21 protein-coding genes and 1 pseudogene are annotated in these 22,813 nt (G+C 68.3%); 12 read left to right on the top strand and 10 right to left on the bottom strand.

Annotation, left to right across the window (positions count from 1 at the left end):
• Positions 1–218: 218 nt before the first annotated feature.
• The 10 genes from GWK61_RS00090 to GWK61_RS00135 are packed head-to-tail and all read left to right on the top strand — an operon-like array spanning position 219 to position 10,272.
• Positions 219–1,376: an acyl-CoA dehydrogenase family protein gene (locus GWK61_RS00090; protein ID WP_194903588.1), complete on the top strand. Its 1,158-nt coding sequence runs from the start codon at positions 219–221 to the stop codon at positions 1,374–1,376.
• Complete coding sequence (locus GWK61_RS00095) at positions 1,373–2,212, top strand: HpcH/HpaI aldolase/citrate lyase family protein (RefSeq protein WP_194903589.1); 840 nt, start codon at positions 1,373–1,375, stop codon at positions 2,210–2,212. The genes GWK61_RS00090 and GWK61_RS00095 overlap by 4 nt, the downstream gene beginning before the upstream one ends.
• Positions 2,209–3,357, top strand: a complete 1,149-nt coding sequence (locus GWK61_RS00100) for an acyl-CoA dehydrogenase family protein (RefSeq protein ID WP_194903590.1) — start codon at positions 2,209–2,211, stop codon at positions 3,355–3,357. The genes GWK61_RS00095 and GWK61_RS00100 overlap by 4 nt, the downstream gene beginning before the upstream one ends.
• Positions 3,358–3,366: 9 nt before the next feature.
• The gene (fabG, locus tag GWK61_RS00105) at positions 3,367–4,086 is read left to right on the top strand and encodes a 3-oxoacyl-ACP reductase FabG (RefSeq protein WP_194903591.1); all 720 of its coding nucleotides are present in this window, start codon (positions 3,367–3,369) and stop codon (positions 4,084–4,086) included.
• On the top strand, positions 4,086–4,964 hold the full coding sequence (locus GWK61_RS00110; RefSeq protein WP_194903592.1) for an HTD2 family dehydratase: 879 nt from the start codon (positions 4,086–4,088) through the stop codon (positions 4,962–4,964). Before fabG ends, GWK61_RS00110 begins: the two co-directional genes overlap by 1 nt.
• Positions 4,957–6,171, top strand: coding sequence for an acetyl-CoA C-acetyltransferase (locus GWK61_RS00115; RefSeq protein ID WP_194903596.1), 1,215 nt, complete (start codon positions 4,957–4,959; stop codon positions 6,169–6,171). The genes GWK61_RS00110 and GWK61_RS00115 overlap by 8 nt, the downstream gene beginning before the upstream one ends.
• Positions 6,168–6,620 (top strand): MaoC family dehydratase, encoded by a 453-nt coding sequence (locus GWK61_RS00120; protein ID WP_194903597.1) that lies wholly within the window; start codon positions 6,168–6,170, stop codon positions 6,618–6,620. The genes GWK61_RS00115 and GWK61_RS00120 overlap by 4 nt, the downstream gene beginning before the upstream one ends.
• A 10-nt stretch (positions 6,621–6,630) precedes the next feature.
• A complete protein-coding gene (locus GWK61_RS00125; protein ID WP_194903598.1) occupies positions 6,631–8,304 on the top strand; it encodes a CoA-transferase in 1,674 nt (557 codons plus the stop codon).
• Positions 8,301–9,122 carry an enoyl-CoA hydratase/isomerase family protein gene (locus GWK61_RS00130; protein ID WP_194903599.1) on the top strand — a complete coding sequence of 274 codons (822 nt, stop codon included), beginning with the start codon at positions 8,301–8,303 and terminating at the stop codon, positions 9,120–9,122. Before GWK61_RS00125 ends, GWK61_RS00130 begins: the two co-directional genes overlap by 4 nt.
• Complete coding sequence (locus GWK61_RS00135; RefSeq protein ID WP_194903600.1) at positions 9,115–10,272, top strand: CoA transferase; 1,158 nt, start codon at positions 9,115–9,117, stop codon at positions 10,270–10,272. Before GWK61_RS00130 ends, GWK61_RS00135 begins: the two co-directional genes overlap by 8 nt.
• Before the next feature lie 262 nt (positions 10,273–10,534).
• Here GWK61_RS00135 and GWK61_RS00140 read toward each other — a convergent pair whose 3' ends face one another.
• The 10 genes and pseudogenes from GWK61_RS00140 to GWK61_RS00180 all read right to left on the bottom strand — a co-directional run bounded on the left by GWK61_RS00140 (position 10,535) and on the right by GWK61_RS00180 (position 19,814).
• A complete protein-coding gene (locus GWK61_RS00140) occupies positions 10,535–11,470 on the bottom strand; it encodes a LysR family transcriptional regulator (RefSeq protein WP_194903601.1) in 936 nt (311 codons plus the stop codon).
• Positions 11,471–11,522: 52 nt separating this feature from the next.
• The gene (locus tag GWK61_RS00145) at positions 11,523–12,854 is read right to left on the bottom strand and encodes a phenylacetate--CoA ligase family protein (protein WP_194903602.1); all 1,332 of its coding nucleotides are present in this window, start codon (positions 12,852–12,854) and stop codon (positions 11,523–11,525) included.
• Positions 12,855–12,877: 23 nt separating this feature from the next.
• Complete coding sequence (locus GWK61_RS00150) at positions 12,878–14,026, bottom strand: CaiB/BaiF CoA transferase family protein (RefSeq protein WP_194903603.1); 1,149 nt, start codon at positions 14,024–14,026, stop codon at positions 12,878–12,880.
• Positions 14,016–15,224, bottom strand: a complete 1,209-nt coding sequence (locus tag GWK61_RS00155) for a CaiB/BaiF CoA transferase family protein (protein WP_194903604.1) — start codon at positions 15,222–15,224, stop codon at positions 14,016–14,018. Before GWK61_RS00155 ends, GWK61_RS00150 begins: the two co-directional genes overlap by 11 nt.
• A 1-nt stretch (position 15,225) precedes the next feature.
• Positions 15,226–15,423 (bottom strand): Zn-ribbon domain-containing OB-fold protein, encoded by a 198-nt coding sequence (locus tag GWK61_RS61435; protein ID WP_438939748.1) that lies wholly within the window; start codon positions 15,421–15,423, stop codon positions 15,226–15,228.
• 63 nt (positions 15,424–15,486) lie between these two features.
• Positions 15,487–15,633: pseudogene (locus tag GWK61_RS61440) on the bottom strand (zinc ribbon domain-containing protein); the annotation flags it as partial.
• On the bottom strand, positions 15,633–16,823 hold the full coding sequence (locus GWK61_RS00165; protein WP_194903971.1) for a thiolase family protein: 1,191 nt from the start codon (positions 16,821–16,823) through the stop codon (positions 15,633–15,635). The pseudogene GWK61_RS61440 and the gene GWK61_RS00165, both read right to left, overlap by 1 nt.
• Before the next feature lie 32 nt (positions 16,824–16,855).
• Positions 16,856–17,362, bottom strand: a complete 507-nt coding sequence (locus GWK61_RS00170; RefSeq protein ID WP_194903606.1) for a MaoC family dehydratase — start codon at positions 17,360–17,362, stop codon at positions 16,856–16,858.
• 27 nt (positions 17,363–17,389) lie between these two features.
• Positions 17,390–18,541, bottom strand: coding sequence for an acyl-CoA dehydrogenase family protein (locus GWK61_RS00175; RefSeq protein ID WP_194903608.1), 1,152 nt, complete (start codon positions 18,539–18,541; stop codon positions 17,390–17,392).
• Positions 18,542–18,641: 100 nt separating this feature from the next.
• A complete protein-coding gene (locus GWK61_RS00180; RefSeq protein WP_323747348.1) occupies positions 18,642–19,814 on the bottom strand; it encodes a CaiB/BaiF CoA transferase family protein in 1,173 nt (390 codons plus the stop codon).
• 138 nt (positions 19,815–19,952) lie between these two features.
• Here GWK61_RS00180 and GWK61_RS00185 point away from each other — a divergent pair, with 138 nt between their 5' ends.
• Together GWK61_RS00185 and GWK61_RS00190 are read left to right on the top strand one after the other, a co-directional pair.
• On the top strand, positions 19,953–21,506 hold the full coding sequence (locus GWK61_RS00185) for an AMP-binding protein (protein ID WP_194903610.1): 1,554 nt from the start codon (positions 19,953–19,955) through the stop codon (positions 21,504–21,506).
• A 44-nt stretch (positions 21,507–21,550) separates the two neighbouring features.
• Complete coding sequence (locus GWK61_RS00190; protein WP_194903612.1) at positions 21,551–22,804, top strand: MFS transporter; 1,254 nt, start codon at positions 21,551–21,553, stop codon at positions 22,802–22,804.
• The last annotated feature ends 9 nt before the right edge of the window (positions 22,805–22,813 follow it).

The raw sequence follows: 22,813 nt of genomic DNA on the forward strand, positions 1-22,813 counted from the left end.
CTCCTCTTCTTCCGGATAAATTATTACACACGGGCGGCATCTGATGGCCGCGCTTCGACTCCCTCCTGCGCGCACTACCGCGAACCACCGCCAGCTCATACCTCTGAACTGGCAGTATGGCCGCGCACCCATCAGCGCTGACCTCGATCACCCATGGCGCAGCCGATGATTTCTGATAAAGTATTTTCTGTCTCGACCTAGTGGAGGGCAGTGGCGGCATGTCAGCGGTGACCCCCGAGAGCTTCCAGATGATCCTGAAGCTCGTACACGACTTCGTCCGGACGAAGGTCATGCCGCGCGAGCGGGAGATCATGGACACCGACGCGATCCCCGACGACCTGCGCAGGCAGGCAACCGAGATGGGCCTGTTCGGCTACGCGATCCCCCAGGAGTGGGGCGGCCTCGGGCTCGACCTCGCGCAGGACGTCGAGCTGGCGATGGAGTTCGGCTACACCGCGCTGGCGCTGCGCTCGATGTTCGGCACCAACAACGGCATCGCCGGGCAGGTCCTCGTCAACTTCGGCACCGACGAGCAGAAGGCGCAGTGGCTGGAGCGCCTGGCTTCAGGCGAAGTCGTGGCCTCTTTCGCACTGACCGAGCCCGGCGCCGGGTCCAACCCGGCGGGCCTGCGTACCAAGGCGGTCCGCGACGGCGGCGACTGGGTGCTCGACGGTGAGAAGTGCTTCATCACCAACGCCCCCATCGCCGGACTGTTCGTCGTCTTCGCGCGCACCCGCCCGGCCGACGAGTCCGGCACCGGGATCGCAGTCTTCCTGGTTCCGGCTGACACCCCCGGTGTGCAGGTCGGCGTCAAAGACAAGAAGATGGGCCAGGAAGGCGCTTGGACCGCGAACGTCGCGTTCTCGGGCGTCCGGGTGCGCGCCGCGGGCCTGGTCGGCGGTGACGCGGACGCGGGCTACCGTGCGGCGATGACGTCGCTGGCCCGCGGCCGGGTGCATATCGCCGCGCTGGCGGTCGGCACCGCACAACGCGCTCTCGACGAGTCAGTCGCCTACGCCGCGACCGCCACCCAAGGCGGAACGCCGATCGGTGACTTCCAGTTGGTGCAGGCGATGCTCGCCGATCAGCAGACAGGCGTCCTGGCCGGTCGAGCGTTGGTTCGGGAGACCGCTCAACGCTACCTCTCCGGCGAGGACCGGCGGATCGGCCCGTCCGCCGCGAAGCTGTACTGCACCGAGATGGCCGGCCGGGTCGCCGATCTGGCGGTCCAGATCCACGGCGGCAGCGGGTACCTGCGCGAGCTGCCGGTCGAGCGGATCTACCGCGATGTCCGGTTGCTGCGCCTGTACGAGGGCACCAGCGAGATCCAGCGGCTGATCATCGGCAGCGGCCTGATCCGCGGGGCACGGCGATGACCGCCGGCGCGCACCGCACCGCTGCTCGCGCCCGGGCAGCGACCACCCTGCTGTTCGTCCCGGGTGATCGGCCGGACCGGTTCGGCAAGGCAACCGCTGCCGGGGCGAGCCTGGTCGTCCTGGACCTGGAGGATGGTGTCGCGCCGGACCGCAAGGTGTACGCGCGCGAGCAAGTCGTCACATGGCTTGCGGAGCACCGCGAGTGCGCGGTCCGTGTCAACGCGGCGGGCACCGCATGGCACGACGAAGACCTAGCCGTATTGCGGGAGCGCTTGTGCACGGTGATGCTGCCGAAGGCCGATCCTGAGTCCACGCGGACGGCAGCCAAGCTGCTCGGGATGCTTCCGGTGCTGATCGCGCTGGTCGAAACCGCGCGCGGCGTGCTCGACGCGCGCCAGACCGCCGCCGTCCCCAACGTCCACCGGCTCGCCCTGGGCACCTTCGACCTGGCCGCCGAGCTGGGCGCCGACCCGGCGGACCGCGAGGCCCTCGCCGCGGCGCGGGGTGCGCTGGTTCTGGCTTCGGCGGCGGCGGGCCTGCCCGGCCCCGTCGACGGCGTCACCGCGGACCTGAACAACGAACTCCAGCTCATTGACGAGGTCCGGAACGCACGGCGGCTCGGGTTCACCGGGAAGCTCTGCGTCCATCCGAAGCAGGTCCCGGTCGCGACCGAGGTGCTGCGGCCGACCCGCGAGGAAACGCACTGGGCCCAGTCCGTGCTCGACGCCGCCGGGAGCGGCGGCGCGATCTCGGTGGACGGGCGTCTGGTCGACAAGCCGGTGCTGGACCGCGCGCGGCACATCCTCCGGCAGGCACGAGAAGGGATCGGGACATGACGCTCACCGACCACGAAAGGCAGATGGTCGCGCTCGTCGCGGAGTTCGTCGACGAACGGGTCCGACCCCGTGTACGCGAGTTCGAAGCCGACGACGTCTACCCGGCCGAGTTCATCGAGGAGATGAAGAAGCTCGGCTTCTTCGGCCTCCTCGCGCCGGCCGAGTACGGCGGGGTCGACGTCAGCACCGCGTGCTTCGCCAGGGTCACCGAAGAGCTCGCGCGCGGTTGGATGAGCCTGGCCGGGGCGATCGGCGGGCATTCCGTGATCACCTACCTGATCAAGACGTTCGGCACCGCCGAACAACGAGAGAAGTACCTGCCGCGGATGGCCGAGGGGGCGATCCGAGCGACGATGGCGCTCACCGAGCCGGGTGGGGGCAGCGACCTGCAGGCCATGCGCACCCAGGCCGTGCCCGATGGTGACGGCTATTCGGTCACCGGGTCGAAGACGTGGATCTCCAACGCCGCCCACTCCGGGCTCATCGGCCTGCTGTGCATCACCGACCGCGACGCCTCCCCCCGCCACCGCGGCATGAGCATGCTGCTGGTCGAGCCCGGTGACGGCCTGACCATCTCCAAGAAGCTGCCCAAGCTCGGCTACCGCGGTGTGGAGGCCTGCGAGATCGTCTTCGACGATCGTCGTGTCGGCGTCGACGCAGTTCTCGGCGGAACCCCCGGCCAGGGCTGGGCCCAGATGATGCGCGGCTTGGAGGTCGGCCGCGTCCAGGTCGCCGCACGAGCCCTCGGCGTCGGCCAGGCCGCCCTCAACGACGCCGTCAGGTACGCCCAGGAACGGGAGACGTTCGGCAAGCCGATCTGGAGGCACCAGTCAGTCGGCAACCTGCTCGCCGACATGGCCACCAAAATGAGCGCCGCCCGCCTGCTCACCCTCGACGCCGCCGAACGGCTGGACTCCGGTGAGCGCGCAGACATGGAAGCCGGGATGGCCAAGCTGTTCGCCTCCGAAACGGCGATGCAGGTCGCGCTCGACGCCATCCGCATACACGGCGGCTACGGCTACTCCAAGGAATACGACGTCGAACGCTACTTCCGCGACGCACCGCTGATGATCGTCGGCGAGGGCACCAACGAGATCCAGCGCAACGTCATCGCCTCCCAGCTCATCGCCCGCAACCGGATCTGAGGACCCGCCATGCCCCTGCTGACCGACCGGACCGCGGTCGTCACCGGCGCCGCCCAAGGCATCGGTTTCGCCATCGCCGAGCTGTTCTCCGCCGAAGGTGCCCGTGTGGTGATCGGCGATATCGACGGCGACGCGGCCGCCCGCGCCGCTGACAGGCTCGGCGGCATGGGCATCCGCTGCGACGTCACTGACGCCTCAGACGTGGAGGCGTTGCTGGCAGCCGCCCCCGCACCGGTGGACATCCTGGTCAACAACGCCGGCATCACCCGCGACGCGACCCTGCGCACGATGACCGAAGAGGAGTTCGACCAAGTGATCAACGTCCACCTCAAGGGAACCTGGAACGGCGTCCGCAAGGCCGCGACGATCATGCGCGAACACCAACGCGGCTCGATCGTGAACCTCTCGTCCTTGTCGGGCAAGGTCGGCATGGTCGGCCAGACGAACTACTCGGCGGCGAAGGCCGGGATAGTCGGGCTCACCAAAGCCGCCGCAAAGGAGTTGGCCCACCACGGGGTACGCGTCAACGCGATCCAGCCCGGACTCATCCGCACCGCGATGACCGAGGCCATGCCGACGAAGGCATGGGACCAGAAGATGGCCGAGATCCCCATGGGCCGTGCCGGCGAAGTCGGCGAAGTCGCGTCGGTGGCGCTGTTCCTGGCCTCGGATCTGTCGTCGTACATGACCGGCTCCGTGCTGGAAGTCACCGGCGGAAGGTTCATGTGATGGAACCGTGGGCTCCGCGCCTGGTCACCACACGTGAGCTGGTCGACCCGGCACCGGTCACCGGGCTGGCAAGCCTCTTCGATGACGGCCTGCCCGCCCCGCTACCGGGCGAGGAGCTACCCCCGCTATGGCACTGGGTCGCACTCCCCCGCTGGCCCGCGTCCTCGGAGCTGGGCATCGACGGGCACCCGGCACGCGGCACCTTTCTACCGCCGGTGGACCTGCCCCGCCGGATGTTCGCCGGTGGCGAAGTGGTGTTCCACCGCGCGATCCGGGTCGGCGACACGGTCACTCGCGAGTCCACTGTGGATTCCGTTACGGAGAAGTCCGGACGGTCCGGACGGCTGGCAATCGTCGTCGTGCGCACCCGTTTGTCCGCCGCGGACGGATCCGTATGCCTGGAAGAGCGGCAGGACCTGATCTATCGGGAGCCCGGGGAGCCCGTCCCACCGAAACCGGCCGACCAGAACCCCGTCGGAGCGCCGTTGCGCCGCGCAGAGGACGGGACGTGGGACTTCACCACAGATCCGACGCTGCTGATGCGGTTTTCGGCGGCCGCCGCGAACCCCCACCGCATCCACTACGACTGGCCCTATGCCACGCGCGCCGAAGGCTACCCCGGCTTGGTCGTGCACGGCCCGCTGATGTCCCTAGCCTTGGCGGAAGTGCTCCGCCTGGACCGGCCCGGCGTCCGAGTGCGCCGGTTGAGGCACCGGAACAACGCCCCGCTGTTCTGCGGGGAACCCGCGCAGCTCCGGGCGGAGCCGGCAGCGAACACGGTCACACTCGGCCTGTTCGGACCCGGCGGGATACCGGCCGGGCCGCCGCGTACCAGCCTGGAAATCGACCTGTCCGAGGAAGGCTCTGCCCATGCGTGACGCCGTCATCTGTGAACCCGTCCGGACTCCGATCGGCCGCTTCGGCGGCTCTCTCAAGAGCGTCCCCGCGGCCGATCTAGCCACAGTGGCACTCGTCGGCCTGCTCCAGCGCACCGGTCTTGACCCCGCGGTGATCGACGACGTGATCCTCGGCCACTGCTACCCCAGCGCCGAAGCACCAGCGATCGGCCGTGTGGTAGCGCTCGACGCCGGGCTGCCGGTCTCGGTGCCCGGTATGCAGGTCGACCGGCGCTGCGGGTCTGGTCTGCAGTCCGTGCTGCAGGCCGCACTGCAGGTCCAGGCCGAAGTCAGCGATGTGATCATCGCTGGTGGCGCGGAGAGCATGAGCAACGCGATCTTCTACGCCACCGACTTGCGGTGGGGCGCCGGAGGGGCAGGTGTGATGTTGCACGACGCGCTCAACCGCGGGCGTGCGACTCCCGGCGGCAAGCACCACCGGGTGGAGGGCGGCATGCTGGAGACGGCGGAGAACCTCCGCCGCGACTACCAAATCACGCGTGAGGAGCAGGACCAACTGGCGGCCGCCTCCCACCAGCGGGCAGTCGCCGCGCAGGCGTCCGGGGTGTTCAAAGACGAGATCATCCCGGTCGTGGTCGAGACGAAGAAGGGCCGGACGGTCGTTGACACGGACGAACACCCTCGCGCCGACACGACGCCGCACTCACTCGCCGCGCTCCAGCCAGTGCGAGGTAAACAGGATCCTGAGGCGACGGTGACCGCGGGCAACGCCAGCGGGCAGAACGACGCAGCGGCCGTGTGCGTCGTCACCCACCCTGACCGCGCAGCGGAGTTGGGCCTGCGACCGCTGCTGCGGCTCGTGTCCTACGGCGTCGCCGCGGTGCCCCCGAAGATCATGGGTATCGGGCCGGTGCCCGCCACCGCAGCCGCGCTCGCCAAGGCCGGACTCACATTGGCGGACATGGACCTCCTGGAGGTGAACGAAGCGTTCGCCGCGCAAGTGCTCGCCTGCACCCGCGAATGGGGGTTCGGCGCGGCGGACTTCGACCGCCTCAACGTGCACGGCTCCGGCATCTCCCTGGGGCACCCCGTCGGCGCCACTGGCACCCGCATCCTGGCGACCCTTTCCCGCGAAATGCACCGCCGCGATGCCCGGTACGCGTTGGAGACTATGTGCATCGGCGGTGGTCAGGGGCTGGCCGCCGTGTTCGAGAAGGTGACGGCGTGACGCGCGCGTTCGGCTCCGCACACGAAGTGCGAGGCGCGCTCGACGAAGAGCTCGGCCCGACCGATTGGCTCGCCATCGAGCAGTCGCGGATCGACGCTTTCGCCGACGCCACAGGCGACCACCAATGGATCCACACCGACCCCGGGAAAGCAGCCACCGGGTCGTTCGGCACCACCATCGCCCACGGCTTCCTGACACTGTCGCTGATCCCGCAATTCGCGCGGGAGTTGTATCGGCTGGACTTCGGGACGGCGCGGATCAACTACGGCCTCGGCCAGGTCCGCTTCCCCGCCCCGGTACCGGTCGGCTCGCGGCTGCGCGCCACCGCGACGTTCACCGAGCTGCGCCCCGGCGCGGGCGGGATCATCGTGACCACCCGGTACGTCATCAAACTCGACGGTGCGGCCAAGCCGGCCTGTGTCGCCGAAAACCTCGTCGCCATCCTCTGAAGGGTGCATCATGAGCCCCGACTTCTGCCGGCTGGACGAAGCCGTCGCCAGGTACGTCCGGCCCGGCGACGCCGTCCACGTCATGATGGGACACAGCCGCTGGAGCGCGCTGGTCCGCGAGCTGGCCCGGCAGCACTGGAACAAGCCTTCGCGGTTCACTCTGATCATGGCGAGCCTGTCCTCCCTCGGCGCGGTTCTGTTCCGGTCCGGAAGCATCGAGAAGGTCATCACCGTCTACTCCGGAGACTCATTCCCGGTGTTCACGCCCAACCCGGTCTTCCAGCAGGCTTACGCCGACGGCTCGGTGACGGTCGAGAACTGGTCGTTCCTGAGTTACATCCAGCGTTTGCGGGCGGCCGCCACCGGGGTCCCCGCGGTCGTGACCGGCTCAGTGCGGGACTCCTCGATGGCGGCGAACGAAGGCTATGAGGAGGTTGACACCCGGTTCGGCCGGGTCGGCCTGGTCTCGCCACTGGCGCCGGACATCGCCCTCGTGCACGCCGCGATCGCCGACCGGCAGGGCAACCTCGCCATCGCACCGCCGATGTTCGAGGGTTCGATCGGCGCGTTCGCCGCCCGCCGGGGCGTGCTCGCCACAGTGGAGAAGGTGGTCGAGGACCTCCGGCCCTGGTCGTCGCTGGTCCGCATCCCGGCACACCGGGTGCTCGCCGTCGTCGAGGCGCCGTTCGGCGCACACCCCGGCGGCGTCTTCGCCGGACCCTCGGGCACCCGGCTGCCGGTGGAGGGCTACGCCGAGGACGTCGCGTTCTGGGTCTGCGCACGCGAGGCGAGCCGGTCACCCGCGTTCGACGACTGGATCCGCGAGTGGATCCTCGACCCTGCGGATCACGAAGCCTACCTGGCGAAACTCGGGCAAGAGCGGCTGTCGGGCCTGGCGAGCGCGGTCGGCAGGCCGACTCCCCCGACCGGCCGGGGCGAGCACACCGGTCCCGTGACCCCGGCCGAACGCGCGGCGGCGTGGCTGAGCGAGCTGGTCCGGGCCCGGATCGCGCAGACCGGCGCAGCCACCGTACTGGCCGGCGCCGGGCTGGCGAACCTGGCCGCCTGGGTGGGCGTCGAGAAGGCGAAGGCCGATGGCCACCAGGTCGCGCTCGCGGCGGAACTCGGGTTGTGGGACTACACCCCCGCCGAGGGCGACCCGTTCATCTTCAGCTTTGCCAACTTCCCGACGTCGTCGATGCTGCTCGACACCGAGCAGGTGCTGGGAACTGTCGTGAACGGCCCGTCCACCCGGTCGATCGCGTGCGTGGGTGCGGCGGAGATCGACCGGCACGGCAACATCAACACCACCCGGCTCGCCGACGGCCGGTACCTCGTCGGCTCGGGCGGTGCGAACGACGTCGTCACGAACGCCGACGAAACCCTCGTCGTCGGCACGATGAGCCCGCGCCGGTTCGTCGAACGATGCGGCTACATCACGAGCCCCGGCGCTCACGTGCGGGCCGTGGCGACCGACCTCGGGATCCTGACCAGCCGCGACGACGATCTGGTCCTGACTCACATCGCGCCTGGTGAAAGTGTCGAACATGTCCGGTCCCGCTGCGGCTGGGACCTGGCAGTCGCCGACGACCTGGCAGAACTCCCGTCCATCTCGGACGCTGACGTCAAGCAGCTCCGGAAGTACGACCGCGAGGGCTTGTTCCTCCGAAAGGGAAACGCATGAACCGCTACTCCCGCTTCGAAAACCTGCGGGTGGACGGACCTGACGACGTCGGCGTCGTCGAGCTGGTCCTTGAAGCGCCGAACCTCAACGCGGTGAGCGAAGCCGCGCACGGCGACCTCGCCGACATCTGGCGCGCGTTCGACCGCGATCCGGGCGTCAACACCGTGCTGCTGCGCGGCGAGGGCAAGGGTTTTTCCGCAGGCGGTTCGTTCGATCTGGTCGAAAAGCTCTCCACCGACTACGAGACGCGGACTCGCACGATGCGCGAGGCCCGGGACCTGGTCTACAACGTCATCGACTGCACGAAGCCGATCGTCTCGGCCATCCACGGCCCGGCGGTCGGCGCCGGGCTTGTAGCCGGCCTGCTGGCCGACGTCTCGGTGGTCACGAAGACCGCCAAGATCATCGACGGGCACACCCGCCTGGGCGTCGCCGCCGGCGACCACGCGGCGGTGTGCTGGCCGCTGCTGTGCGGGATGGCGAAGGCGAAGTACTACCTGATGACCTGCCGCCCGCTGACCGGTGAGGAAGCCGAGCGGATCGGACTGGTCTCGCTCTGCGTCGAGGAGGAGGCCGAACTGCTGCCGACCGCGCGTGAAGTCGCCCGCGAGCTGGCCTTGGGCGCCCCGGACGCCATCCGTTGGACCAAACAGAGCCTCAACGCGTGGTACCGGCAGGTCGCAGGAGCCATCTTCGACTCCTCACTCGCGCTCGAGTTCTACGGCTTCGGCGGGCCCGAGGTTCGCGAAGGCCTGGCCTCCCACCGCGAACGGCGCAAGCCCGACTTCACCCGGCGGCCGGGAGACCACGATGCCTGACGCTCTGCTCAGCGGACTGCGTGTGGTCGAGATCTCGAGCTACGTCGCGACACCGTTGTGCGGCCTCACCCTCGCGCAGTTGGGCGCCGACGTCGTACGCGTCGAGCCGCTCGGAGGTGCGGCGGACCGGACCCGGTGGCCGCTGGCCGACTCCGGCACGAGTCTGTACTGGTCAGGGCTGAACAAGGGGAAGCGTGCGATAGCCGTCGACCTGGAGTCCGAAGGGGACCGCAAGCGGGTCGCCGACCTGATCGTCCACGGTGGCCCGTGCGTCGTCGTCAGCAACACCGACCGCCACCCCGACCTCGGCTACCCGGCGCTGTCTGCCTGCCGCCCGGACATGATCCACGTCCTGTTGGAAGGCCGCGCAGACGGCGGCGCCGCGGTGGACTACACGGTCCAGGCGGGCACCGGGTTCCCGCTGATCACCGGCCCGGCCGAAACGCCGGCACCGGTCAACCACGTGCTCCCTGCGTGGGACATCGCCGCCGGCCTGTACCTGGCTGTCGGGCTGCTCGCCGCCGAACGGCACCGGCTGGAGACCGGCCGCGGGAGTTCGATCCGAGTCGCCCTCGAAGAAGTCGCCCTCGCCACGGCGGGTAACCTCGGCTACCTGGCTGAAGCACAGGTGACGGGCCATGAGCGCGCGAAATCGAGCAATGACGTCTACGGCACGTACGGCCGCGACTTCCTGACAGCGGACGGCATCCGCGTCATGGTGGTCGTGCTGACGCAGCGCCACTGGACCAAACTCCTGAACGCGACCGGACTCAGCGCTGCCTTCGCCGCTCTGAGCGAGTCGCTGGACATCGACTTCTCCCAGGAGTCCACCCGCTTCGAATACCGTGACGTGATCTCGACGCTCCTGAGCCGATGGTTCGGGCGTACACGATTCACCGACGCCGCCGAGTCGCTCGACCGCCACCGGATCCTGTGGCAGCGCTACCGGACCTTCGAGGAACTGGGCCGTGACGGCGGCGGGGCCCTGCAGGGCCTGGACCTGTTCGCTCCGGTCGACCAGCCCGGTGTCGGCACCCACCTGGCTCCCAAGTCACCGATACTCGTCGACGGCGGCCGCGCCGCACCTCTCGCGGCGCCGGCTGTCGGCCAGCACAACGCCGACCTGCTGTCGCCGCCACAACTGTCCTGAACAGTAGGCCACCGCATCAGTTGTGACCCGCTGCAGGCGGTGCTGGATCGTCATTGCCGTCCAGGATGTAGATCAGCACCTCAGCCCTCGATGACGGCAGCAGTTTCGCGGGCCGTGACGCCGGCAGACCGGCCGGCGGCCGACCAGCGTCCCAGAACGAATGCCCAGCCTGGTGTCGCCATCGGCCAAGTCTGACCTCGAAGAAGCCGCAGCGGCCGTCTCACGGCCGACCCTGTCGGCGGAACGTAGGCGGCGGAGCGAATCAACCCTGGTCATGCGAGTCGTCAGCGGGGCGGTCCAGCAATTGCTCCATGAACGCCCGGCAAGCTGGGCCCGGTCGCCTACCTGCCGAGGTCGCGATGTGGATCCTGCGCTCGGCCCAGGGCTCGGCCAGTTCGACGACCGCGACCGAGTCCAGGAACTCCTTGCCGACCAGACTCTCCGGTTGTGCGGTCACCCCTAGCCCGGCTCGCACCAGGCTGAGCGCGACCCCGCCGGTGCGCACGCTCTGCGCTGGTTCGAACTCCTGGCCCAGCCGGCGCGCGGCAGCACGGAACACGTCGACCATCGGGCCCACCGCGATCACGGTCTCCGGGAGCAGTTCCGCGAAGGTCACGCTGAGCCGGCTGGCCAGCCGGTGGTCCCGGGGCAGTGCCACCACGATCCGGTCACGCCGGTAGGGCGTCACGTCGACTCCGGTCAGATCGAGTTCGTGCGCGGCGGCGAAGACACCGAGATCCGCTTCGCCGCGCGCGACCTGTTGCACGATCTCCTTGTTCTCAACCTCGTGGACGATCAGCCGCACCTTCGGGTACTGCTTGCGAAATTCGCCGAGTTCGCGGGCAAGGAACGGCGCGATGATCGACTGCGCGGACGCCGTCGTGAGGTCGCCCCGCACGCCCTCGGTGAAGGCCGCGATCTCGGACCGGATGTCCTCCAGGCTGCCGAAGATCTTGCCGACGTGCCGGGCCAGCACAGCGCCCGCGGGGGTCGGCACCACGCCCCGCGGGGTACGCTCGAGCAGCTCGATCCCGGCGATGTGCTCCAAATCGTGGATGCGCTTGGTGGCGGTCGACGCGGACACGTTCTCCCGGATCGCGGCCAGGCCGATCTGCTTCTCCTCGACCGCGGACAGGAACAGCCGCAGCGTGAGGAGGTCCACCTGCCTGATCAGGTGCAATCGGTTGAACGCGCCCACACCACCACCTCCGTCTGCCTGGATTCAACCCGCTCCCCCGGCGGCCGACAACTCAGGCCGGTCCGCCTCGCTCGACCAGGGCGACCTTCACGTGGTCGGGCCGCTTGAGCGTCCCTGCCGGGACGAGGGTGACAGTGGCCTTGACGTTGAGAGCGGACCGGATCCGCTGCTCGATCATGGCGCGCAGCCCGGCGTCCGTGCTGTCCGGGTGTTCGACGACGATCGGCAGCGGCTTCTGGGTGGAATGGCCGTCGAAGTCGGGGCGGATGCGCATCTCGCCCGGGGTCAGCTCAGCGACCAGCTGCTTGATGGCCGACGGGAAGACGTTGATCCCGCGCACGATGAGCATGTCGTCGGTGCGGCCCACGCAGCGGATCTTGTAGCCGGTCCGGCCGCAGGGGCAGTCGGTGTCGGTGACGACGACGTGGTCGCGGGTGCGGAACCGCACTAGCGGCGAAGCCTGCCGCCGCAGTGCCGTGTAGACGAGCTCACCCTGCGCGCCTGCCACCGGCTCGACCCGATCACCGGTCTCCGGATCGATCAGCTCGGCCACCATCAGGTCTGGAGACAGGAAGTGCATGCCGTCGGCGGCCCCGCACTCCCCCCAGTATGTACAGGCGATGTCCGTGCCGCCCAGCATTTCACGCGACGTCGCGCCCCACAGCGACTCGAGCTTCTCCCGGACCGCGGGCAGACCTCCTCCAGGTTCGCCGCCGACGCTGATCGCCCGCACCCCCAGCTCCCGCGCGCACTTCCCTACGATCTCCGGGGCCTGCTCGGCCAGGTAGACCAGGAAGTAGGGGGTGCCGATCAAGGCATCCGGCCTCTGGTCGGCTTGGACACGCAACAGCCGCTCCGCGCCCGCCTCGGCACCGATGGGGATGTCCACGATCCCCATGTACTGCAGGATCTGCACAATCGGCAGCCCGCCGACAAACCCCTTGCTCATGCCGAACGCGTGCAACACCCGGTCGCCGGGTCGGAACCCGTTCGCGTACAGCGCCCTGGCTCCCAGCTCGCACCACGTGGTGATGTCGCTCGGGGTCAAACCCACGTAGGAGGGGCTCCCGGTCGTCCCGGAGGACGCCTGGATCTGCACCACCTCCGCCCGCTCGGCCGCGATGTGCGTCCCCAGCGGCGGGGCCGCTGCCAGGCTGTCACGCAACTCGTGCTTCTCGGTGAAGGGCAACCCGGCCAGATCCTCGACGGTCCGCACCCCGGCCGGATCGACGCCGGCCTGGGCGAACTTGGCCCGGTAGAAGGCGCTTCGTCCAGCCAGGTATGCCAGCTGCTCGCGCAACCGTTCGTCCTGGACGGCCCGGGCTTCCGTCGGCGATGCGGACTCGATCGCGCTCCAGTGGGCCGCCGAGTGGGGAGCAACCATGACGCGTCTCCTCTCTTCCAGGATCAGGCGCGGGCCGGCAGGACCGAACCGAGCAGGTCGTTGTCCGCCCCGATTTCGCGGACGCTGTGCAGGGGTGGCGGGCGCAGGCCGTCGAACGACAGCGGGAGCCCGACCACGCCGATCTCACCGGGGTCCGCGGTACCGATGATGCCGAGCTCGCGCGTCTGCTCGTGGGCCACGAGCTCCGCGGTCGTCTGCACCGGCGCGCACGGGATCCCGGCGTCTTCCAGCCGCGCCCGCCACTGCGCCCGGGTGCCCGTCGCCAGACGGTCCCCGATGAGCCGGTCGATCTCTGCGCGATTGTCCAGCCGCGCGGAGTTGGTGGCGAAACGGGGATCATCCGCCCACTGCGGTCGGTCGAGCGCGGCGCACAACCGCGTGAACAGAGCGTCGTTGGCGCAGCTGACGATCAGTGCGCCGTCCGTGGTGGAGAAGGCACGGTGCGGCACGATGAACGCGACCCCGGACCCGTGCCGGCTTCCCGGGTTCCCGTCGGCCTGGTGGCCTGCGATGCCGACTGACATCCACGCGATCGCCGTCTCCAGCAGGGAGGCGTCGACGGTCGCGCCGGTGTGCTTGAGGTGTCGGCGGTGCAGCGCGGCGAGCACGCCGATCACGGCCCACATCCCGGTCCCGAAATCCACGATGGAGACTCCGGCCCGCACCGGTCCGCCGTCCTCCTCCCCGGTGATGTCCATGATGCCGGAGAACGCCTGCATAAGCGGGTCGTAGCCGGGTAGTTCGCGCAGCGGTCCAGCCTTGCCGAACGCGCCGATCTCGCAGTGGATCAGCTCCGGCTTGGTCACGCGCAGGCTGTCCGCGTCCAGCCCATACCGCGCTGCGCTGCCGGGTCGCAGATTGTGCAGGAAGACGTCCGCCCGCTCGGCGATCAGCCGGTGCAGCGTCGCGAGCTGTCCGCCGTCCTTGATATCCAGGCGCAGGTATCGGCGGCCACGGTTCAGGGCGTGGAACGCAGCTCCGTCCCCCTTCCACTTGCTGGGCCCCCAGCCGCGCGCAGAGTCGCCCGTGGGACGCTCCACCTTCCACACCTCGGCACCGAGCTCGGCCAGGATCTTGCCTGCGAACGGAGCCGACGCGCTGTCGCTCAGCTCCACCACCACGATCCCCGCGAGGGGCAGTTCACGCGTCATCATGTCCTCCGGTTCCGGCGGCGCCCGAGCCGAACAGCTCGCCGATCTCGTCCTGGCTGAAGCCGAACTCCCGCAGCACTTCCGCCGAGTGCTCGCCGAGCCGCGGCGCGGGATACCGCACCTCCGGTGTGCTCTCGCTCCACCGCTGTGGGATGCCGATCGTGCGCAGCAGGCCCTCCGAGGGATGGTCCTGCTCGGCGAAGAACCCGACCCCGGTCATGTGCGGATCGTCCAGCAGGGTCTCCGGGGTGTTCATCCGGATCGCCGGGATGTCGGCTTCCTCGAGAAGCTTCACCCACTCGCTGGTGGACCGGGTGGCGAACGCCTCGGCGAGGAACGCGTACAGTTCGCCGATGTGCTCGGTCCGGCCGTGGATGTCCGCGAACCGCGGGTCCGCTGCGAGGTCCGGCCGGCCGACCGCGGCGAAGAATCGCTGCCAGTGCCGGTCGGTATAGATGTTGACGCCGAGATAGCCGTCAAGCGTCCGGTAGGGACGGCGATCAGAGTTCATCATCCGGGCGTAACCCCAGTTCCCGATCGGCGGCACGAACGTGTGCCCATAGAGGTGGTCGCCCATCACGAAATGCGCGAACGTCTCGAACATCGGGACCTGGACCTCTTGTCCGCGACCGGTGCGTTCCCGGTGGAACAGGGCCATCGCGACCGCCGTCGAGGCGGCCATCCCGACGACCCGGTCCGCGATCGCTGCGGCTACGTACACAGGTTCGCCCTGTCCACGGCTCTGGAGCACCGGCATGCCCACCGCCGCCTGGATCAGGTCGTCGTACGCGGGCTTCGCAGCGTACGGACCGCCCTGACCGAACCCGAAACAACCGCAGTAGACCAACCTCGGGTTGCTGTCACGGACGTCCGGATATGACAGGCCGAGCCGGTCCATCGCCGTCGGCCGCAGGCTGTGCAGTAAAACGTCCGCGGACCGCACCATGCGGGTAAGCGTGTTCCGGCCATCGGGATGCTTGAGGTCCAGCACCAGGCTGCGCTTGTTCCGGTTGAGGTGCAGGAAGATCGCAGCCATTCCCGGGTTGCGGTGCGGGCCGACGCCGCGGGTGGTGTCCCCGTCGGGTGATTCGACCTTGACGACGTCCGCACCCATGTCCGCGAGCAGCAGCGACGCGTACGGGCCCATGAAGTTCGAGGTCAGATCCAGGATCCGCACGCCGTTGAGCGGTCCGGTCATGTCATCCTCCTGATACCGGCGCGAACACGGGGAGGGTTTGCTCGCCGCGGCGCACGAACCGCACCTCGACCGGGGTACCGATCCGGACGGTGCCCGGTTCGGCGTCGATCTGGCCGAACAGCCGGTAGCCCTCGGCCAGCTCGACGAATCCGACGGTGTAGGGCACCATCGCGGCCCACACCGGCGTCGGGCCACGCATCACCGTGCTGAATGACCACACCGTTCCGCGCCCACTGGACTCTTCCCAGGTCAGCGAACGCGCGGAACAGTACGGGCAGACCGAGTGCGCGGGCCAGACTACTTCGAGGCAGGCACCACACCGCTGGACGATAAGCCGCTGCTCCTCGAGAGCAGCCCAGTAAGGCTCGGCATCGAGCAGTCGGTAGGGCTGGGGCCAGTCCAAACTCATCAGGGCTTCCTCGCTTCTTCACCGGACAACAGCACTACGCCTGCGGCGGCCAGCATCCCGCCCGCACCCTGCACCAGGACGGTGCGCGGCCGGCGCGCGGGAGCCAGGCCCAGCGCCGTGCCGCGCAACTGCCGGACGGCCTCGACGAGACTGTCCATATTGCACGAAATGCCGGGCTGGCCGAACGAGAGCCAACCGCCGTTGGTGTCGGCCGGCAGGTCACCGTCGATGCCGGTGCGGCCCTCGCGGTAGATGTCGATCCCGTGCCCCTTTTTCGCGAAGCCGAGGTCTTCCATGATGATCGGGCCCATGTGCGCGAAGTTCACCGACAGCTGGACCATGTCCACGTCGGACGGGGTGAGTCCGGATCGCGTGTACGCCTGCCGGGCGGCCTCGACGGTCGCGGTGTGCGTCAGGTTCGGGAACTCCCCGAGTCCGGCGAACCGGCCGTCCCGCATGTTCACCCGGTCGGTGAGGTACTCATGGGTAGTCGCCGAGCCATAGCCCCGCACCCACACCGGGTCGTGGGCCGCCCGCGCCCGCTCGGGCGACGTGACGACGAGCGCGCCACCGGTTCCACCGCCCCATGTGGAGCACATCCACCGGCGCAGCGGCGTGGCGACGTACGGCGAGGACAGCACCGTTTCCCGGTCGATCAGCCCATGCTTGCGCTTCACGGCGTACGGATGGTGTGCACCCCAGCGCTGGTTGGCGACGACGACGTCGGCCAAGTCGTCCTCGGTCAGTCCGTACTCGTGGAAGTACCGGCAGGCGGCCTGGGCGTAGAGCGACGGGATGGTCGGGCCGTAGGGCACCTCGAACTGCGGGTCCGCGTCAGCCTCCGAACCCATCGCCACCGCATCCACGAACAGCTCGGTCGCATCGCTCTGCACGCACAGGACGTACTCCGCCGCGCCGGCGGCGATCATCTGCGCGGCCACGGCGATCGTCGAGGTCAGTCCCGCGCCGTGCAAGGTGATCTCACTGGCGAGCGTCACCGGCATCTGAAGATGCGAGATGAAGATGTTGCTCCACTGGGAACGCTTGTCCGCCCATGGCGAGCGCCCGGTGAACACCGCATCCACCTGGTGCTTGCCGATCCCGGCGTCGGTCAGAGCAGCCATCGTCGCCTCGGTGGCGAGTTGCAGGGGATCCTTCCGGTCGGCCTTCGACGCGTAGGCGTCGCCCATTCCGATGATCGCGGCGACCGGCTCGCCCGGGGTCACTTCCGCTCCGGCTGTTTCTCGGTGGGCAAAGACGCGGCGAGCAGCGCCTCGAGGTCCTCCCGGCGGCGCAGCATGAGCAGGCTCCACTCGCTGCGCTGCACCACGTACCCGTCCTGGTTGAGCGCCTTCATCATGAACGTGGTGACGCCGTACTTGTCGTCTTTCTCCTTCTTCGCGACGACCTCGGCCACGACGTAGAGAGTGTCGTCGATCGCCACCGGCTTGAGGTAGCGCAGGTTGTCGATCCCGTAGTTCGCCTGGATCGACGGGCCGAACTGGATCAGACCGGTCATGATCGAGTACGTCAGCGAACCCTGCACCAACCGCTTGCCGAAGCGGGTCTGCTCCGCGTAGTGCTTGTTCGAGTGGATCTCGATCCAATTGCCGGTCAGTGCACAGTAGTTGACCACGTCGGCCTCGGTCACCGTCCGCCCGCCGGAACGGAAGGTCTGCCCGACCTCCAGCTCGTCGTAGGTCATGTCGATGCGGTTGTTGATCTCCATCGATCTCTCCTCTCGGCTCAGCGGTTCTCAGGCGGGCAGGCTCATCGACTTCGCGATGATCGTGCGCTGGATCTGAGAAGTACCGCCGCCGATCGTCGACTGGATGCTCTCGCGGAGGTAGCGCTCCATGTCCCCCTCGGGCAGGTTCGCGTAGCCGCCCAGGATCTGCATACCGTCGAGCGCACAGGCCTTCAGCGTCTCTGAGCCGTAGAGCTTGGCCATCGACGTCTCGCGGGCGGCCGGCCTGTTCTCGGCCTTCATCTGTGCCGCGCGGTAGCAGAGCAGCCGGGCCGCGTCGACGCGGGTCTGGTTCTCAGCCAGCATGTGCTTGAGGACCTGAAACTCCCGGATCGGCTGGCCGAACTGGACCCGCTGGTGCGCGTAGCGGTTCGCGTTGTCGACGGCTTCCTGCGCGTTGCCGACATACGCCGCGGCCACCGCGCAGCGCTCCAACTCCAGATGCTCGGTGATGATCTTCCAGCCCTGGCCGACCTCGCCCAGCAGTGCGTCCGCCGGCACCCGGACCTCATCGAGGAAGATCTCGGTGGTGCCCGTCGCGTGCCGGGACAACGTTGGCAGCTTGCGGATGTCCAGGCCGGGGGTGTCGTTCGGGATCAGCAGAACGGACAGGCCGCCATGCTTGTCGGCGGTGTCCGTGCGCACCAGCATCGCAATGACGGTGTCCTTCGCAGCCGCGCCGCTGCACCACAGCTTCGCGCCGCTCACGACCCAGTCGCCGTTCTCGTCCCGGCGAGCGTGCGTCTTGGAGTTCGCCGCGTCCGAACCGGCGTCGGGCTCGGAGATCGAGACCGAGAACCGGATCCGCCCGTCGATGAACGGCTTGACATAGCGGGCCTTCTGCTCATCGGTGCCGTACTTGATGATGTTCATCGCGGTGAAGGTCGGCACCAGCACGGAGCAGGCGAAGTCGAAGCCGAATTTGCCCAGGCCCTCGGCCATCAGCGAGTAGTCGAAGATGTCCCCGCCGGAGCCGCCCTCCGACTCGGGGATGAGGATGCCGAGCCACCCCTGTCTGGCGATCTTGTCGTAGGCCTCGTAGGGGTACTTCCGTTCCAGGTCGCAGTTCCGCACATACTCGACGGTGATCTCGTGGTCCATGAAGTCATTCACGGTTTCCAACCACGCCGCCTGCGACTCGTTCAGAAAGTTCGCTGACATCACTTTTGCTCCTATCACGGTATCTTCAAGGCTAATCAGCCCGGGCCGGCACGCTCTTTGACGGTTCTCGAACCGCCGGTTCGCCGGGCTCGAATCGGTTTCAGCCGAGTGCACCGGCGGCCCGCAGGGCGGCCACCTCGCCCGGCGAGAACGCCCAGTCGCCCAACACCTCGTCCGTGTGGGCGCCGGGCGGCGCGGGCGACCGCCGGATCGCGCCCGGGGTGCGGCTGAACCGCGGTGCGGGCGCGGGCTGCACGATGCCGTCGACCTCGACGAACGTGCCGCGGGCTCGCAGGTGTGGGTGCGCTGGTGCCTCCGCCATGGACAGCACCGGGGCCAGGCATACATCCCGCCCCTCGGCGAGATCACACCATTCGTCACGGGTCCGCGTGCGGAAGACCTCGGCGAAGCGCTCTTTCGTTTCGGGCCATCCCCTCCGGTCATGCTGGTCCGAAACGTCGTTCTCGGTGAGACCGAGCAACTCCAGCGTCGCTCGCCAGAATCGCGCCTCGTTGGCGGCGATGCTGACCCAGCCGCCGTCCTTCGTCTGGTACACCTGGTACCAGGGCGCGCCGGAGTCGAGCCGGTTGGTCCCCCGTTCGTCGGTCCAGTACCCGGCGGCCCGCAAGCCGTACAACGCCGTCATGAGCGACGCCGACCCGTCGACCATGGCCACATCCACGACCTGGCCCTTCCCCGACGTCCGGCGCTCCAGCAGCGCGGACACCACGCCGAGTGCGAGGTAAAGCGCACCGCCGCCGAAATCGCCGGCCAGGTTCAGCGGGATCACCGGCGGGCCGCCCGCCTCGCCGATCGAGTGCACGACGCCGGTCAGAGAAACGTAGTTGACGTCGTGGCCCGCCGCGCGCGCCAACGGCCCGTCCTGGCCCCAGCCGGTCATCCGGGCGTACACCAGCGACGGGTTGACGGCCAGGCACTCGTCCGGCCCGAGCCCGAGCTTCTCGGCGACCCCCGGTCGGAATCCCTCCACGAGCGCGTCGGCCCGCTCGACCAGGCGGAGTACCGCTTCCACGGCGGCCGGGGACTTCAAATCCATCATCGCGCCACGACGGCTCCGGTTCATCAGGTCGTACCGGGGGTCGATCGGCGCTCCGCCGTCATAGCCGGCGGGCCGTTCGACGCGTACCACGTCGGCGCCCAGGTCAGCCAGCAGCATGCAGCCGAAGGGGGTCGGCCCGACGCCCCCCAGTTCGACGATCCGGACACCCGTCAGCGGTCCACCGGGAATTGGTGATTCTGTCGAATGATCCACACGTCGAATGCTACGCGCGACCGGAAGGTAATCCTATTTCACAGACTCGAAGTGGCGATTCGAGAATTCCGAATTGATTGACTTTCGCGGAGCAGCCTACACTTCCCCGCAATTCCCAACCTGTCGAGGGAGCTGCAAATGTTGCGCGCTGAGCTCTACCCGGGCGTCGAACTCCCCCGGGACGGCCTGCTCAACGACCTTCTCCACGCGGAGTCCGCGCGGCCTGAGGCGCCCGCCATCCGGTTCAGCGACGGACAGACCTGGTCCGTGGGCGAGCTGGCGCGCCGAGCGAGGGCCTGTGCGGCCACGCTTCGTGCACATGGTGTCGATCGCGGCGACCGGGTTGCCATCCTCGGTAGGGGCGATCTTCGGATGTTCGCGTGGTTCTGCGGCATCTACCTGCTCGGAGCGGTCGAGGGCCAGGTCAACACCGACCTGCGAGGTCCGGTCCTGCGCCATGTGATGGACGACCTGGATCCCGCCCTGATCGTCGCCAAACCCGAGGGGGCCGCAGCTCTCGACGAGCTCGGCGGGCATTGGGCTCCGGTCATCGACTTCGACGACGACTTCCCCGCTGAGGGGCTGGCCGACTTCGACATGGTTCCCAGCAGGCCCGGGGACCTGGCAGCGATCATGTACACGTCCGGGACGAGCGGCCCGTCGAAGGGCGTGATGTTGTCGCAGGGCTATTTCTCCAACCTCGGAGCGGTTCTGGCCGGCGTCTACCATTTCGGGCCCGACGATGTGATCTACCACCTCATGTCGCTGTACCACGTCGACTCGCACATGGTCTTGGCCGGCTGCCTGCAAACCGGCGCCGTACTGGCCGTACCGGACAAGTTCAGCGCGTCGCGGTTCTGGCAGCAGATGTCGGCAGTCGGGGCGACAGGCTTTCTCGCCACTGGTTCCATGCTCGCCGCGATACGGAAGAATCCGCCGCCCGACCCATCGTTGCCGCTGAAGGCGAAGTGGGGGCTGGCCGCACCCCTGCCGGAGGACTTGATCGAGTACTACAAGGGGCTAGGAATCACGATCGTCGAGGGCTACGGCCAGACGGAGGCGAACCTGCCGGTCGTGATGCCCCTGGACGCGAGCCGACTCGGGGGCCTCGGAATCGCGTGCAGCGCGTTCGACATCGCAATCCACACGCCGGAAGACCGCGAGGTACCGACCGGTGAACACGGCGAGATCGTCTATCGCCCCAACTATCCCGACGTGGTGACGATGGGCTACTGGGGTCGCCCCGAAGCGACGTTGGCCAACATGCGGGGACTCTGGTGGCACACCGGTGATCGCGGATTCATCGACGATGACGGCTATCTGTACTTCGTCGGCCGGCTCAAGGACTCGCTGCGCTACCGAGGAGAGAACGTCTCCGCGTGGGAACTGGAGCAGATCGTGCGCCAGGCGCCGGGTCTGGTGGACGCCGCGGCCATCGGGGTCATCGACGAACTCGGCGGAGAGGACGAGATCAAGGTCTTCGTCGTACTCGAAGACGGTGCGGCCTTCGACCCCGAAGGTCTATTCGCGTACTGCGAACAGAATCTCGCCCGCTTCGCGGTCCCGCGATATGTGGAGCCGATCAGCGCGACTGCCGTGGTACGGAGCCCTGGAACAGGAGTGATTCAGAAACATCTCCTCCCCACGGAGCACGGCGCACAGATGTCTGACCGTTTGAAGCGAACGACGTAGATTTCCCGCTGCTGCACATACTCCCCATCGAGGAGAGGGCCGGCATGTCCGAAGCAAGCGAGAGTAAGTCCAGGATCTCAATCTCCGCGGTTACCGCTCATTGGCGGATCACAGTACTCGGCACCCTGATCCTGCTGTTCGCCATCGGAATCGCGTACTACTCCACCGCCGTGCTCCTGGATTCCATCGTCGCCCGAACCAGGTACACCACCCCGGAGGTCGGCGGAGCCGTCGGAGTCTGTTTCGCAGTGGTGTGTTGTGTGAGCCCGATCGTCGGGTGGTCGATCGCGAAGATCGGCGCGCGGACCGTGGTGATGACCGGCGGGGTGCTCATCGCGGCGAGCGTCAGCCTTCTTGCCGTGGCCGGCAACGTGATCACCGTCTACCTCGGCTTCATCGGCCTGGGGTTGGGAGCCGCCGCAGGGGGCTACATCGCCGTGTTCGTCATCATCGTCGCGACGACGGGATCGGATTCCGCCAGCGTCATCGGTGTGGCCGCCACCGGTGCCGCGATCGGCGGTGTCATCACGGGCCCGACTCTGTCGGGCGCGGTACACGCGTTCGGCTACACCTCGGCTCTCATAGGGATGGGACTCATCGCGCTCGTCGGGGTATCCGCCCTGGCGATGGGGCTTCCGTCGGTCAAGAACGCGGCGCCGGCATCAGCCGAGGCGGTCGAACCGCTCGACCGGCTCGCTCGCAGATCGCACCTCACCAGCGGCCACTTCTGGGCGTTCACGACCGGGACCTCGATCCTGTTCGGCGTCTCGAGCCTCGTCGAGCTTCAATTGGTGGTCACGGCGTCGGATCGCCGCATCGGGCCGGGCGTGACCGCGTTCACGGTCGGGGTGCTCGTGAGCGTGTTCGTCCGGCTCCTCACGCCGCTGGCACTGAATTTGATATCGGGTCCAGCTCTCGCGCTGGTGCTTTTCGCCATGCAGCTGCTCTCGCTGCTGCTGGTCTTCGTCACCCCTTGGTGGCCCGGCTACTTGATCGGCGCGATGTTGATCGGGGCCTGCGTCGGGGCCGCGAGCGTCCTGGTACCCATCCTGCTCACCGACATCTTCGGCAAGCCGCAGTTCCGGACACTGCTGGCGATGACCTACTTCGCCTCGGGAATCGTCGGCCTCGTCATACCGATCGTCACCGGAAGCCTCTACCAGGCGACAGGTGACTACATCCTCGCCGGCGCGGTGCTCGCCCTCCTGACAGTTGCCGGAGCGGCGGGCATCGGTGTGGTGATGGTCCCGAGCCGCCAACAGACATCGACGAAGCCGGATGTACCGGCCATCACCTGAGGGCCGGCG

The organism is Catenulispora rubra (assembly GCF_015356825.1).
GTDB classification, from domain to species: domain Bacteria; phylum Actinomycetota; class Actinomycetes; order Streptomycetales; family Catenulisporaceae; genus Catenulispora; species Catenulispora rubra.

Coding starts and splice junctions, on each gene's coding strand:
- GWK61_RS00155 (WP_194903604.1), bottom strand. CDS start 15,224: ATGACCGGACCGCTCAACGGCGTGCGGATCCTGGATCTGACCTCGAAC.
- GWK61_RS00185 (WP_194903610.1), top strand. CDS start 19,953: ATGTTGCGCGCTGAGCTCTACCCGGGCGTCGAACTCCCCCGGGACGGC.
- GWK61_RS00170 (WP_194903606.1), bottom strand. CDS start 17,362: ATGGAGATCAACAACCGCATCGACATGACCTACGACGAGCTGGAGGTC.
- fabG (WP_194903591.1), top strand. CDS start 3,367: ATGCCCCTGCTGACCGACCGGACCGCGGTCGTCACCGGCGCCGCCCAA.
- GWK61_RS00150 (WP_194903603.1), bottom strand. CDS start 14,026: ATGACGCGTGAACTGCCCCTCGCGGGGATCGTGGTGGTGGAGCTGAGC.
- GWK61_RS00190 (WP_194903612.1), top strand. CDS start 21,551: ATGTCCGAAGCAAGCGAGAGTAAGTCCAGGATCTCAATCTCCGCGGTT.
- GWK61_RS00145 (WP_194903602.1), bottom strand. CDS start 12,854: ATGGTTGCTCCCCACTCGGCGGCCCACTGGAGCGCGATCGAGTCCGCA.
- GWK61_RS00095 (WP_194903589.1), top strand. CDS start 1,373: ATGACCGCCGGCGCGCACCGCACCGCTGCTCGCGCCCGGGCAGCGACC.
- GWK61_RS00165 (WP_194903971.1), bottom strand. CDS start 16,823: ATGGGCGACGCCTACGCGTCGAAGGCCGACCGGAAGGATCCCCTGCAA.
- GWK61_RS00135 (WP_194903600.1), top strand. CDS start 9,115: ATGCCTGACGCTCTGCTCAGCGGACTGCGTGTGGTCGAGATCTCGAGC.
- GWK61_RS00115 (WP_194903596.1), top strand. CDS start 4,957: ATGCGTGACGCCGTCATCTGTGAACCCGTCCGGACTCCGATCGGCCGC.
- GWK61_RS61435 (WP_438939748.1), bottom strand. CDS start 15,423: ATGCGTGGCCCGACGCCGGTGTGGGCCGCGATGGTGCCCTACACCGTC.
- GWK61_RS00090 (WP_194903588.1), top strand. CDS start 219: ATGTCAGCGGTGACCCCCGAGAGCTTCCAGATGATCCTGAAGCTCGTA.
- GWK61_RS00130 (WP_194903599.1), top strand. CDS start 8,301: ATGAACCGCTACTCCCGCTTCGAAAACCTGCGGGTGGACGGACCTGAC.
- GWK61_RS00125 (WP_194903598.1), top strand. CDS start 6,631: ATGAGCCCCGACTTCTGCCGGCTGGACGAAGCCGTCGCCAGGTACGTC.
- GWK61_RS00100 (WP_194903590.1), top strand. CDS start 2,209: ATGACGCTCACCGACCACGAAAGGCAGATGGTCGCGCTCGTCGCGGAG.
- GWK61_RS00110 (WP_194903592.1), top strand. CDS start 4,086: ATGGAACCGTGGGCTCCGCGCCTGGTCACCACACGTGAGCTGGTCGAC.
- GWK61_RS00175 (WP_194903608.1), bottom strand. CDS start 18,541: ATGTCAGCGAACTTTCTGAACGAGTCGCAGGCGGCGTGGTTGGAAACC.